At 68.2% G+C, this 12,150-nt stretch carries 17 protein-coding genes; 12 read left to right on the top strand and 5 right to left on the bottom strand.

What is annotated here, in order from left to right; translation table 11 throughout:
- The first annotated feature begins 64 nt into the window (after window positions 1-64).
- From ffh to trmD, 4 genes are all read left to right on the top strand, one after another.
- Window positions 65-1,615: a signal recognition particle protein gene (gene ffh, locus GBB76_RS08400; RefSeq protein WP_152302892.1), complete on the top strand. Its 1,551-nt coding sequence runs from the start codon at window positions 65-67 to the stop codon at window positions 1,613-1,615.
- A 181-nt stretch (window positions 1,616-1,796) separates the two neighbouring features.
- Complete coding sequence (gene rpsP / locus GBB76_RS08395; RefSeq protein ID WP_091441920.1) at window positions 1,797-2,171, top strand: 30S ribosomal protein S16; 375 nt, start codon at window positions 1,797-1,799, stop codon at window positions 2,169-2,171.
- Between the two features lie 156 nt (window positions 2,172-2,327).
- Window positions 2,328-2,870, top strand: coding sequence for a ribosome maturation factor RimM (rimM, locus tag GBB76_RS08390; protein WP_152302891.1), 543 nt, complete (start codon window positions 2,328-2,330; stop codon window positions 2,868-2,870).
- Between the two features lie 144 nt (window positions 2,871-3,014).
- A complete protein-coding gene (gene trmD / locus GBB76_RS08385; protein WP_152302890.1) occupies window positions 3,015-3,716 on the top strand; it encodes a tRNA (guanosine(37)-N1)-methyltransferase TrmD in 702 nt (233 codons plus the stop codon).
- A 6-nt stretch (window positions 3,717-3,722) separates the two neighbouring features.
- Here trmD and GBB76_RS08380 read toward each other — a convergent pair whose 3' ends face one another.
- Complete coding sequence (locus GBB76_RS08380) at window positions 3,723-4,166, bottom strand: DUF1036 domain-containing protein (RefSeq protein WP_152302889.1); 444 nt, start codon at window positions 4,164-4,166, stop codon at window positions 3,723-3,725.
- Window positions 4,167-4,345: 179 nt separating this feature from the next.
- On the opposite strand from GBB76_RS08380, the gene rplS reads away from it, so the two are divergent.
- On the top strand, window positions 4,346-4,759 hold the full coding sequence (gene rplS, locus GBB76_RS08375; RefSeq protein ID WP_152302888.1) for a 50S ribosomal protein L19: 414 nt from the start codon (window positions 4,346-4,348) through the stop codon (window positions 4,757-4,759).
- Between the two features lie 123 nt (window positions 4,760-4,882).
- Here rplS and GBB76_RS08370 read toward each other — a convergent pair whose 3' ends face one another.
- Window positions 4,883-5,638: an SDR family NAD(P)-dependent oxidoreductase gene (locus GBB76_RS08370; protein ID WP_152302887.1), complete on the bottom strand. Its 756-nt coding sequence runs from the start codon at window positions 5,636-5,638 to the stop codon at window positions 4,883-4,885.
- A gap of 132 nt (window positions 5,639-5,770) precedes the next feature.
- Between GBB76_RS08370 and GBB76_RS08365 the strand changes: the two genes are divergently transcribed.
- Complete coding sequence (locus tag GBB76_RS08365; RefSeq protein WP_152302886.1) at window positions 5,771-6,658, top strand: AraC family transcriptional regulator; 888 nt, start codon at window positions 5,771-5,773, stop codon at window positions 6,656-6,658.
- 21 nt (window positions 6,659-6,679) lie between these two features.
- Here GBB76_RS08365 and GBB76_RS08360 read toward each other — a convergent pair whose 3' ends face one another.
- A complete protein-coding gene (locus tag GBB76_RS08360) occupies window positions 6,680-6,925 on the bottom strand; it encodes a hypothetical protein (protein WP_152302885.1) in 246 nt (81 codons plus the stop codon).
- Window positions 6,926-7,158: 233 nt separating this feature from the next.
- On the opposite strand from GBB76_RS08360, the gene GBB76_RS08355 reads away from it, so the two are divergent.
- Window positions 7,159-7,359 carry a hypothetical protein gene (locus tag GBB76_RS08355; protein ID WP_152302884.1) on the top strand — a complete coding sequence of 67 codons (201 nt, stop codon included), beginning with the start codon at window positions 7,159-7,161 and terminating at the stop codon, window positions 7,357-7,359.
- A 95-nt stretch (window positions 7,360-7,454) separates the two neighbouring features.
- On the top strand, window positions 7,455-8,876 hold the full coding sequence (leuC, locus tag GBB76_RS08350; RefSeq protein ID WP_152302883.1) for a 3-isopropylmalate dehydratase large subunit: 1,422 nt from the start codon (window positions 7,455-7,457) through the stop codon (window positions 8,874-8,876).
- A gap of 53 nt (window positions 8,877-8,929) precedes the next feature.
- Here the strand turns inward: leuC and GBB76_RS18635 are convergent, their stop codons facing one another.
- Window positions 8,930-9,376 (bottom strand): hypothetical protein, encoded by a 447-nt coding sequence (locus tag GBB76_RS18635; RefSeq protein WP_162375436.1) that lies wholly within the window; start codon window positions 9,374-9,376, stop codon window positions 8,930-8,932.
- Between the two features lie 158 nt (window positions 9,377-9,534).
- On the opposite strand from GBB76_RS18635, the gene GBB76_RS18925 reads away from it, so the two are divergent.
- From GBB76_RS18925 to GBB76_RS08340, 3 genes are all read left to right on the top strand, one after another.
- The gene (locus GBB76_RS18925) at window positions 9,535-9,669 is read left to right on the top strand and encodes a hypothetical protein (protein ID WP_256366653.1); all 135 of its coding nucleotides are present in this window, start codon (window positions 9,535-9,537) and stop codon (window positions 9,667-9,669) included.
- Window positions 9,670-9,673: 4 nt separating this feature from the next.
- Window positions 9,674-10,087, top strand: a complete 414-nt coding sequence (locus GBB76_RS08345) for a metallopeptidase family protein (RefSeq protein WP_152302882.1) — start codon at window positions 9,674-9,676, stop codon at window positions 10,085-10,087.
- Between the two features lie 65 nt (window positions 10,088-10,152).
- A complete protein-coding gene (locus tag GBB76_RS08340; RefSeq protein ID WP_152302881.1) occupies window positions 10,153-10,713 on the top strand; it encodes a cytochrome b in 561 nt (186 codons plus the stop codon).
- Between the two features lie 110 nt (window positions 10,714-10,823).
- Here the strand turns inward: GBB76_RS08340 and GBB76_RS08335 are convergent, their stop codons facing one another.
- Window positions 10,824-11,351 carry a hypothetical protein gene (locus GBB76_RS08335; RefSeq protein ID WP_152302880.1) on the bottom strand — a complete coding sequence of 176 codons (528 nt, stop codon included), beginning with the start codon at window positions 11,349-11,351 and terminating at the stop codon, window positions 10,824-10,826.
- A gap of 132 nt (window positions 11,352-11,483) precedes the next feature.
- On the opposite strand from GBB76_RS08335, the gene leuD reads away from it, so the two are divergent.
- Window positions 11,484-12,089, top strand: coding sequence for a 3-isopropylmalate dehydratase small subunit (gene leuD / locus GBB76_RS08330; protein WP_152302879.1), 606 nt, complete (start codon window positions 11,484-11,486; stop codon window positions 12,087-12,089).
- The last annotated feature ends 61 nt before the right edge of the window (window positions 12,090-12,150 follow it).

Here is a 12,150-nt window from a genome sequence, read left to right as displayed (position 1 = left end):
TGCGCCCTCGGGCGACGTTCGGCGTTGCGTGTGCCTCCGCGCGGAAAGGGAGCCGAGCGAACGCATGTTCGATTCATTGACCGACCGCCTTGGCGGCATATTCGACCGGCTGAAGAAGCGCGGCGCGCTCTCCGAGGCCGATGTCGGCGAGGCCATGCGCGAGGTGCGCCGGGCGCTGATCGAGGCCGACGTGGCGCTCGACGTGGTGCGCTCCTTCACCGACCGCGTGCGCACCCGCGCCGTGGGCGCCGAGGTCATCAAGTCGGTCACGCCCGGCCAGATGGTGGTGAAGATCGTCAATGACGAACTCGTCGCCATGCTCGGCTCGGACGCCAAGCCGATCGATCTCGACGCCGCCCCGCCGGTTCCGGTGCTGATGGTCGGTCTTCAGGGCTCGGGCAAGACCACCTCCACCGCCAAGATCGCCAAGCGCCTGACCGACCGCTCCAACCGCAAGGTCCTGATGGCCTCGCTGGACACGCGCCGCCCGGCGGCGATGGAGCAGCTCGCCACGCTCGGCCAGCAGGTCGGCGTCGCCACGCTGCCGATCATGGCCGGCCAGAGCGCCGTGCAGATCGCCCGCCGCGCCATGGAGGCCGCCCGCCTCGGCGGCTACGACGTGGTGATGCTCGACACCGCCGGCCGCGTCACCCTCGACGAGGCGCTGATGGCCGAGGTCGCCGAGGTCAAGGCGGCGACCAATCCGCACGAGGTCCTGCTCGTCGCCGACAGCCTCACCGGCCAGGACGCGGTGAACACCGCCAAGGCGTTCGACGCCCGCGTCGGCCTGACCGGCATCGTGCTGACCCGCGCCGACGGCGACGGGCGCGGCGGCGCCGCGCTCTCCATGCGCGCCGTCACCGGCAAGCCGATCAAGCTGCTCGGCACCGGCGAGAAGATGGACGCGCTGGAGGATTTCGATCCCCGCCGCGTCGCCGGCCGCATCCTCGGCATGGGCGATGTCGTCTCGCTGGTCGAGAAGGCGGTCGAGAATCTCGACGCCGAAAAGGCGATGGCCGCCGCCGACCGGATGCGCAAGGGCCAGTTCGATCTCGACGACCTGCGCATGCAGCTCGACCAGATGGAGAAGCTCGGCGGCCTCGGCGGGCTGATGGGCATGCTTCCCGGCGTCGGCAAGATGAAGAACCAGCTTGCCGCCTCCGGCATGAATGACGGCGTGCTGAAGCGGCAGAAGGCGATCATCGACTCGATGACGAAGAAGGAGCGGCGCAATCCGAAGCTGCTCGACGCCTCCCGCCGCAAGCGCATCGCCTCGGGCTCCGGCACCAAGGTCGAGGACGTCAACCGGCTGATGAAGATGCATCGCCAGATGGCCGACATGATGAAGGCCATGGGCGGGCAGGCCGGCAAGCGCGGGCCGATGGCCGGCCTCGCCTCGATGTTCGGCCTCGGCGGTGGCGGGGGCATGCCGAGCCCCGACCAGATCAAGCAGATGGCCGAGAAGATGCCGGGCGGCCTCGGCGGCCTTTCCGGCGGCGGCCTGCCTCCGAATTTCCCCGGCAAGCTGCCCGGGCTTCCGGGTGCCGGAGGCAAGCCGGGTGGGCTGCCGGGTGGGCTTCCGGGCCTGCCGGGCTTCCCGGGGAAGAAGAAGTGACCAGAGACGTGCCGGCCTTCACCCATTAGCCGTCATCCCGGACGGCGCCGCAGGCGGCGATCCGGGATCGTTCTCCGCGTCATGCGGCAAGCGATCCCGGATCTTCGTTCGCTGCGCTCTCTTCGTCCGGGCCGACGACAGACACCAACCGACGAACCGAACTGCCTGAAAGGAAGAAAGAATGTCCCTCAAGATCCGTCTCGCCCGTGGCGGCGCCAAGAAGCGTCCCTATTACCGCATCGTCGTCGCCGACTCGCGCTCGCCGCGCGATGGCCGCTTCATCGAGAAGATCGGCACCTTCGATCCGCTGAAGCCCAAGGACGCCGCCGACCGCTTCACGCTCGACGTCGAGAAGGCCAAGGCCTGGCTCGCCAAGGGCGCCCAGCCGACCGACCGCGTCGCCCGCTTCCTCGATTCGCTCGAGCTGGTGAAGCGCGCCGCCCGCAACAACCCGGAGAAGGCCGTCCCCGGCAAGAAGGCGCAGGAGCGCGCCGCCGAAGCCGCCAAGGCCGCCGAAGCCGCTGCCGCCGCCGCGGCTGCCCCCTCGGCCGAGTGAGACTGGCGGGGCGCCCTTGCGGCGCCCTGCTTCAGGCTCCTTCGAGGCCGCTTCGCGGCACCTCGGGATGACGGGATTCTCTTGCCGGGAACGACATCATCCTGAGGTGCGAGCGTGAACGAGCCTCGAAGGATGGTCATTTCAGAGCGCACCTCGATGCCCCAGGACCGTGTTCTCCTCGCCCGCATCGGCGCCCCGCATGGGGTGCGCGGCGAGGTGCGGCTGTTCGTCTTCGCCGGGGATCCTTCTGCGCTGGACGCCTACGGCCCGCTGACCGACGAGGCCGGCACGCGTGTGTTCCGGCTGAGGACGCTGCGTCCGGCCAAAGATCATTTCGTCGCCCGCATCGAGGGCGTCGACACCCGCGAGGCGGCCGAGACGCTGACCAATGCGGGCCTCTACGTCGCCCGCGACCTCCTGCCCGAGCCGGAGGACGAGGACGATTTCTACCATGCCGACCTGATCGGCCTATCCGTCGTCACGGTGGAGGGCGCGCCCTTCGGCACGGTGGCGGCGGTGCATGATTTCGGCGCCGGCGACATCATCGAGGTTGCGCCCGAGGGCGGCGGGCGCACGCTGATGCTGCCCTTCACCAAGGCCGTCGTGCCGTCGGTGGACCTGAAGGCCGGGCGCCTCGTGGTCGATCCCGGCGAATGGGCGCGCGAGGAAGCCCCGCCGCCGGAAGCGGACCGGGGCTGAAGAGGCGTCGCGACGGTTTGTTCGCGTCGTCATCCCGGCCAAGCGAAGCGCAGAGCCGGGATCGTGCGCCGCAGAGCCTGTTTTTCACGCGATCCCGGATCGGCCTGACGGCCGTCCGGGATGACGATGCACGGAACCCCTGCCATGTGGCGCGCCTCGATCGTCACCATTTTCCCCGAGATGTTTCCCGGCCCGCTCGGCCTGTCGCTGGCGGGGCGCGCACTGGCGCAGCAGGCGTGGGGCGTCGAGACCATCGATCCGCGCGACCACGCTACCGACCGGCACCGCTCGGTGGACGACACGCCGGCGGGCGGCGGGCCCGGCATGGTGATGCGCGTCGACGTGCTGGCGCGCGCCATCGACGCCGCCGCGCCCGAGGGCGACACGCGCCCGCGCCTACTGATGACGCCGCGCGGGGCACCGCTGACGCAGGAGCGCGTGCGCGCGCTGGCGGCGGGCGAGGGGGCGGTGATCGTGTGCGGGCGCTTCGAGGGCGTCGACGACCGGCTGGTCGCCGCGCGCGGGCTGGAGGAAGTCTCGGTCGGCGACGTGGTGCTGTCGGGCGGGGAGATCGGCGCGCTGGTGCTGCTGGACGCCTGCGTGCGGCTGCTGCCGGGCGTGATGGGACACCCGGAATCGGGCACCGAGGAGAGCTTTTCGGCCGGGCTGCTGGAATATCCGCAATACACCCGGCCGCAGAGCTTCGAGGGGCAGGAGATTCCCGCCATCCTCACCAGCGGCGACCATGCGAAGGTGGCGCGCTGGCGCCGCGAGCAGGCCGAGGCGACGACGCAGGCGCGCCGGCCCGACCTGTGGGCGCGCTATCGCGATCCCGGCGGGCGCTGACCGCCGTCAGTCGGTGAGTTCGTAAGTGAAGTCCTGGTTGTTCTTGGTGTCGATCTCGTCGAACTTGCGGTCCTTGAAGCCGCCGGTCTCGCAGTCGAGCGTGTCGCCGGTCTGATATTCGCGGTTGTGCAGCGTGTACTTGTGGGCGGCGACGCAGAAATGGCCGCCCTGCTGCGACTCGGAGCCGGACCAGGTGCCGCCATCTTCGCCGGCGGCGTAGATATAATAATAGCGGTTCAGCAGGTCGCCCTTGATGAGGACGGTGCATTCGCCCTCCGCCAGCTTCCACCAGCCCTCCGACGTCCAGCCATAGTCGGCGTGGTTGTAGCCGATCGATACGTTCGCGACTTCGGTCGATTCGTTGCAGATCTTGAACCCGGCCTGGCCCTCGGACACGAAGAACAGCAGCCCGGCAGCGACCGCTACCGGAAGAATGAAACACTGACGCATGGATGGTCCCCGCTACCGCAAGTGCTCAATCGATCCTACCGCGCGGCGGAAAGCAATGAAAAACACATGACAAACGGGCCGCCTTCGCGTATAGGCGCGCCGTCACTATGAACTGACAACAGCAATATGCGGACGGCCGGGCCCTCGGGTTTTCGCCGATCTCGCCTGAGGTGATGAAAATGGTCGATATTATCAAGGAGCTCGATGACGAGCAGGCCGCCAAGCTGGCCGGGATCCGGGCGATCCCCGATTTCCAGCCGGGCGACACCGTCATCGTGAACGTGAAGGTGAAGGAAGGCGAGCGCTCGCGCGTTCAGGCCTATGAAGGCGTGGTGATCGCCCGCAATGGCGGCGGCATCAACGAGAGCTTCACCGTCCGCAAGATTTCGTATGGCGAGGGCGTCGAGCGCGTGTTCCCGCTCTACTCGCCGAACATCGACAGCCTGAAGGTTGTCCGTCGCGGCAAGGTGCGCCGCGCCAAGCTCTATTACCTGCGCGACCGTCGCGGCAAGTCGGCCCGTATCGCCGAGCGCCAGGACAAGAACGCCGCCAGCCGCAAGAAGGGCGCTGCCCCGGTCGCCGCCGCCGAGTGATCGGCGCGCCGAGCATTCAATGAAAAGGCCGGGGCATGCCCCGGCCTTTTTGTTTGTCGCTGCCGGAATGGAGAGCGGTCCCGGCTCTCGCCAGGCTCGGCCGGGATGATGTCGTTCGCGCCCTCAGATCGCCTGTCCGCCCGAGATCTCGATGCGCTGGGCGGTGACCCAGCGATTGGCGGGCGACAGCAGGCTCGCCACCATCGGGCCGATATCGTCCGGCACGCCGACGCGGCCGAGCGCGGTGATGCTGGCGAGCTGCTTGTTGATCTCGGGATTGTCGCGCACCGCGCCGCCGCGGAAATCAGTCTCGATCGCCCCGGGCGCCACCGTGTTGACGGCGATGCCGCGCGGGCCAAGCTCCTTGGCCATGTAGCGTGTCAGCACTTCTACCGCGCCCTTCGCCGCCGCATAGGCCCCGTAGCCGGGATAGGCGAAGCGGGTCAGGCCGGTGGAGAAGTTGACGATGCGCCCGCCCTCGGCGAGCAGCGGCAGCAGCGCCTGGGTGAGGAAGAACACGCCCTTGAAATGGACGTCGACAAGCCGGTCAAACTGCGCCTCGGTGGTCTCGGTGATGGCCGCGCTGTCGCCATGGCCGGCATTGTTGACGAGGTGGTCGAAGCTGTCGCGACCCCAGACATCGCCCAGCGTGGCGCGCAGCTTTTCGGCGAAGGCGGGGAAGTCGGCGATCCGGCCGGTGTCGAGCTGGAGGGCGGCGGCCTTGCGGCCCAGCGCCTCGATCTCGGCGACGACGGCAAGGGCGTCGTCGGCGCGGCTGTGATAGGTGACGATCACGTCGTCGCCATGGCGGGCGACGGCGAGCGCCGTGTTGCGGCCGAGCCCACGGCTGCCGCCGGTGATGAGGGTTATCTTCGTCATGTTCCGTCTCCTGTCGGTTGGTGGCGAAGATATGGACCGCGCGCGGTGCCGGCAGTTGCCGGAAGGGCGCGAATTCTTGCCTGATCCTCCAAAGCTGCTGGCGGGGCGGCCGGATTGCGTTATCCTGTCGGCATGACAACGCTGCTCGACATCATGGACCGGCACGGCCGGCTGCGCGCCGATGCGAACGGAATCGCGACGACCCCCATTCCCGGCGTCATGTTCTTCCGTGTGACCACCCCGACGGGCGGCGCCCATGCCATCGCCCGGCCGCTGGTCTGCCTCGTGGTGCAAGGGGCCAAGCAGGTCACCATGGGCACGCGGGATTTCAACTTGGTCGCCGGCGACTCGCTGCTTATCACCGCGGACGTGCCGATCGTCAGCCATATCACCAAGGCGAGCCACGCCTCGCCCTATGTCTCGCTGGTGCTGGAGCTCGACCTCGCGGTGATCGCGGAACTGGTGCGGGAAATGGGGCCGGCCGTGGCCGGAGACGCCGCCCCGGTGCGGGTCGACCCGACCGACGCCGAGGTTGCCGACGCGGCGCTGCGGCTCATGTCCTTGCTCGATCGTCCCGCCGCGCTGCCCGTGCTGCAGGCCCCGCTTATCCGGGAAATGCACTACTGGCTTCTCGCCGGGCGCCACGGCGCCGCCATCCGGCGGCTCGGCTGGGCGGAGAGCCACGCCCAGCGCATCGGCCGTGCGGTCGCCCTGTTGCGCGCCGAGTTCGCCCGGCCGATCCCGGTCGAGAGGCTGGCGGCGGTGGCGGGAATGAGCGTGTCGGCCTTCCACCAGCATTTCCGCGCCGTCACCTCGCTCTCGCCGCTTCAGTTCCAGAAGCAGCTCCGGCTGATCGAGGCGCGCCGGCTGATGGCGGGGGAGGGGGCGTCGGCCAGCAGCGCGGCCTTCGCCGTCGGCTATGAGAGCGTGCCCCAGTTCACCCGCGAATATGGCCGGCTGTTCGGCCAGCCGCCGGTGCGCGACATGAAGACGGCCCGGCAGAGCATGCACGCCGCCTGAGGCACCGTGCCGGGGCGGGCGTCAGCAGTCCTTGATGTGGTGGACGCGGGTGTTGATCTGCTGCTCGACGATCAGCGTGCCGTCGCCCAGCATGGCGGCCTGCATCACGGTGGCGAAGTCCGGCTTGCGCAGAGGGCAGGTGATCATCGTGTCGGCCTTGGCCTGCGCGACCCGGGCGATGGGCGCGATGTCGACGCGGTTGCCCGCCTCGACGGCGATGAAGGTCCCGGCGGTGGCAATGATCAGGGCGATGTCGGTTACGCGCATCGGAATCTCCCTTGCGTAACCAGCGTAACGCAGCGTCTCGCCCCGCGCTATATCCTAATGACGCTGAGGAAAATCTGTCCGTCTGCCCACCATATCTACCCATAATACTATGTAATACATTATTTCAGTCGCAGTCATGGTGACTTGCGCTTCACGCGCTCGTGCGCCGGCGGCCGGGTCTGCGGTGGCTGCGGCCGATTGTCCGGCGCGGCGAGACTTGCTAGAAGGGTTCCATGATGAAGATGGGCTTCAGGAAGGCGTCGGATCGCCGGGTGCAGGGCCGCGTACCGGCCGCTGCGCGCGCTGTCGCGCGTCCCGAGGCGCGCCGCCGGCTGCCGACGACCATCGGCTTCGCCGCCGTGCCCGACCATGTGCGCCTGCCCGCGCGCTTCTTCGGCCGTTTCACCGCCTGCGCGGTGGCCGGGCTTAGCTGAGCGTCGCCCGGAGCGCCGCGCCCCCGATGCGCGCATTCCCGGCCACGCCTGCCGAAGCCACCCCTGTTTCCCATCTGTTCAAGTGAGACGCCGAGATGAGTCCGTCCGCTCCCCGTACCCTGTACGACAAGATTTTCGACGACCATGTGATCGACCGCCAGGATGACGGCACCTGCCTGCTCTATATCGACCGCCATCTGGTGCATGAAGTCACCAGCCCGCAGGCCTTCGAGGGCCTGCGCGTGGCCGGGCGCCGGGTGCACGCGCCGACCAAGACGCTCGCCGTGGTTGACCACAACGTGCCGACCTCCGACCGCCGCTTCGGCATCGACGATCCCGAGAGCCGCATCCAGGTCGAGACGCTGGCGGAGAACGCCCGCGACTTCGGCATCGAATATTTCAACGAACTCGACAAGCGCCAGGGCATCGTCCACGTCATCGGCCCGGAGCAGGGCTTCACCCTGCCGGGCACGACCATCGTCTGCGGCGACAGCCACACCTCGACGCATGGTGCCTTCGGCGCGCTCGCCCACGGCATCGGCACCTCCGAGGTCGAGCACGTGCTCGCCACCCAGACGCTGATCCAGCGCAAGGCGAAGAACATGCGCGTCACCGTCGACGGGAAGCTGCCCGACGGCGTGACCGCCAAGGACGTGACGCTCGCCATCATCGGCGCCACCGGTACCGCCGGCGGCACCGGCTTCGTCATCGAATATGCCGGCGAGGTGTTCCGCAACCTCACGATGGAAGGCCGCATGACGGTCTGCAACATGTCCATCGAGGGCGGCGCCCGCGCGGGCATGGTGGCGCCGGACGCGACCACCTTCGCCTATGTGAAGGACCGCCCGCGCGCGCCGAAGGGCGCTGCGTGGGACGCGGCGCTGCGCTACTGGGACACGCTGCGCACCGACGAGGGCGCCTTCTTCGACAAGGAGATCCGCCTCGACGGCGGCGCGCTGCCGCCCATCGTGTCCTGGGGCACCAGCCCGGAGGACGTCATCTCGGTGGAGGGCGCGGTGCCCGACCCGGAGCTGATCGAGGACGCCGACAAGCGCGACGCCAAGAAGCGGGCGCTGGCCTATATGGGCCTCGTCGCCGGCACGAAGATCACCGACATCGCCATCGACAAGGTGTTCATCGGCTCCTGCACCAATGCCCGCATCGAGGATCTGCGCGCGGTGGCCAAGATCGTCGCCGGCCACAAGGTCCGCGAGGGCGTGGCCGGCATGATCGTGCCGGGTTCGGGTCTGGTGAAGCTGCAGGCCGAGGCCGAGGGGCTGGACGCGATCTTCCGCGCCGCCGGCTTCGACTGGCGCGAGCCGGGCTGCTCCATGTGCCTGGCCATGAACGCGGACAAGCTCGGCCCGGAGGAGCGTTGCGCCTCCACCTCGAACCGCAATTTCGAGGGAAGGCAGGGCCATAAGGGCCGCACCCATCTCGTTTCCCCCGCCATGGCGGCGGCGGCGGCGATCGCCGGCCATTTCGTCGACGTGCGCCGCTGGCCGCACGCGGCGTGAGGCGCTGCCCGGCGGCCCGGCCCGACAAGGAGCCCGGCCGCCGGTCGTCGGTGTCAGGCGCAGCCATATTCCCGCACATAGCGGTAGTGATGCGGCAGCCCGATGCGCACAGTGTGGTACCCGCAAAGGCCCCCGTCATACGAGTTCAGATAGGGGTCGGGCCCGTAGCTGTCGTCGTACGGGAAGCCGAAGAACCCGTAGCCGTAACCATGGTCGTTGTGATGGTAGACGTTGCTGAACGGCACGCCATGGAAGAAGCCGCCATGCGGGTAGAAGCCTCCCCCGTCGTGAAAGCCGCCGCCATGGAAGCCGCCACCGTAGCCTCCACCATGGAAGCCTCCCCCGTCGTGAAAGCCGCCGCCGAAGCCGCCGCCCATATGGCCGCCACCGCCGCCGAAGCCGCCATGCGCGGAGGCCGCGCCGGCACCAGCGGCCAGCAGCGAGAGCGCGAGAAGGCCGGTCTTGAGCGCGCCGGCCACGCGCGGAGTGAAGAGTGTCATTGTCGTCGTCCTCGCATTGAGGGACGTCGCCCGGTGACGATGTGGGGAGACGCCCGCGCCTTGTCCCGCCCTCTGACGCAGCGGGACCCGCGCATGAAGGTGCGAATCGGCAAGGACGGAGTGCCGGCGTGTGTGCTGCGGCGCGGGGAGACACGGGCATGAGCCGCGAGCCGCATGAGTTTCCGCCGCCGGACGACCCCATCGAGATCTGGGGCCGTCGCATCGGGCGCGGGCTCGCCATTCTGGTGGGGCTCGGGCTCGCCTATTACCTCTTCGCGACCTATCTCAGGTGAACCGATGAACGCGACGGACTGGCTGCGGCGCGGGGCGCCCTCGCTGGCGGAGATGGAGGCGATGGCCGGGGAAGCCTATGCCCGGCTGCCCGACGCCTTCCGCGCCATGTGCGGCAACCTCGTCATCCGCGTCGAGGATTTCCCGACCGATGAGGTGCAGCGGGAGATGGAGACGGAGACCCCGTTCGACCTGCTCGGGCTGTTCCAGGGCTTCGGTCTGGCGCAGGGCTACGAGACCGCCACCGGCATGCTGCCCAACATGATCTTCCTCTACCGCCGCCCGATCCTCGACTATTGGGCGGAGAACGAGGAGACGCTCGGCGACATCGTCACCCATGTGCTGGTGCACGAGATCGGCCACCATTTCGGCCTGTCGGACGACGACATGGAGCGGATCGAGGAGGAGGCCGATACGTAGCGAACCGCATGTGAGCGGGGCGGCGCGTAACTTAGAACCAATCCAAACGGAGAGGTGATAAGGCCATGACGCAGCATCCGTCCCGCCCGAGCGCGGCCGACCATTACAGCCTGCCCCTGAGGGGCCTCCACTGGCTGACGGTGATCGCCATCGTCGTCGTCTACGGAGTGACCTATCTGGAGGACCTGTTCGCGAGCGGCACGCCCGAGCGCGCCCTCGTCTGGTGGACCCACATCTCGGTGGGCCTGTCGATTCTCGGCCTCGTCGCGTTGCGTCTGGTGTTTCGCGTCGTCGGGCCGGTGCCGCCGCCTTCGGCGGCCCTGTCGCGGCCGGCTCACCTGGCCGCGAGCGTGGCGCACGTGCTGCTCTATGCGCTGCTGGTCGCGACACCTCTCGTCGGGATCTATCTCGCCTTCCTGCGCGGCAACGAGGTGACGTTCTTCGGCCTGTTCACGATCCCGTCGCCGGTGGCGGTGGACCGGACGGCCGCCCGGCAGGTGATCGAGGTGCACGAACTGCTGGCGAACGCGCTCGTCGTGCTCGCCCTGCTGCACGCCGCGGCGGCCTTGGTGCATCATGTCGTCTTCCGGGACGACGTGCTGCGCCGCATGCTGCCGCACCGCTGAACGCGCTCCGGGGCCTCCCTCGAAGCCTTTCGAGGGGACGCGGGATTCAATGGGAGTTGGCGCGTCGTGCGGAAATGCGGAGGCGGGGTTGGGCGCTTCCCCTGGCGAGCCTAGCCGTTGACGCCCGCTTCGACGCAGCTCTCGACCGCGATCATCACATCATTCATGGAGGTGTTGCCGATGTTCCAGTTGAACCGCTTGTTGCCGACCTCGACCTTGATGACGTTCCGCAGTTCGAGGACCGCGGCGAGCGCTTCCGTGTCGATGCGGGCCCAGGCACGGATTTTGTTGCCGTTGGCATCGAACGTCATCATGCCGTGCGGGCCGAGATCCAGCGTCATCAGGAAGGGATCGGTCTTGGCGACACCCGGCACGCTCACTGCAAAGACCTGATTGGTGTTCTGCGCGATCCGCAATTCCCCCGCAGGGCCCTTGAGGGTGGCGGCGCAACGGTCGAACCGGTTGTTCTCCCAGACCTTGTCGATGGTGAACGGGCCGATCCTGCGAATGGTCTGCGATCGGCTTGCCGCTGAGGCAGGAGAGGCCGCGAGGAGGGCGATGGCGCCGGCCACGCTTCCCGCGATCAGTGCCCGCATCGTCCTGCCTGCCCAGTCGGTCGTTGCCTGCGGTGCGGCCATAATGGGCGAGCTCCAGATGAGTGGTTATTAATTACCAGTCCTAGGCCTGAATCGAGCCCGGCGCTAGGCTGCCCTGTCGTAATTTGCTATGGAGCCGTCACCGCTTTGGCGGTACGGCCCGGGAGTATCGGAATGGACAAGTTCACCACCCTGACCGGCGTCGCGGCGCCGCTGCATCTGGTCAATGTCGATACCGACATGATCATTCCGAAGCAGTATCTGAAGACCATCAAGCGCACCGGCCTCGGCAAGGGCCTGTTCTCGGAGCTGCGCTACAAGGACGATGGCTCGGAGAACCCCGACTTCGTGCTGAACAAGCCGGCCTATCGCGACGCCACCATCCTGATCGCCGGCGACAATTTCGGCTGCGGCTCCTCGCGCGAGCATGCCCCCTGGGCGCTGCTGGACCACGGCATTCGCTGCGTGATCTCCACGTCCTTCGCCGACATCTTCTACAATAACTGCTTCAAGAACGGCATCCTGCCGATCAAGGTGAGCCCCGAGCAGCTCGCCGCGCTGTTCGACGACGCCGCGCGCGGCGCCAACGCCAAGATCACCGTCGATCTGGAAAGCCAGACCATCACCGGGCCGGACGGCGGCTCGATCTCCTTCGAGGTCGACGCGTTCCGCAAGCACTGCCTGCTCAACGGGCTCGACGATATCGGCCTCACCCAGGTGAAGGCGGACAAGATACACTCCTTCGAGGCGAAGCTCGCCGAGGATCGCCCCTGGTCCTGAGGGCTTCGGGCGGACTCATCGTCCTCCCGGACGGCCGCAGGCCGATCCGGGATCGCGGGAA

Source organism: Ancylobacter sp. TS-1, from assembly GCF_009223885.1.
In the GTDB taxonomy this organism is placed as follows: domain Bacteria; phylum Pseudomonadota; class Alphaproteobacteria; order Rhizobiales; family Xanthobacteraceae; genus Ancylobacter.
Note: the sequence above shows the minus strand (reverse complement) of the source record. Positions and strands in the feature narration are given on the sequence as shown.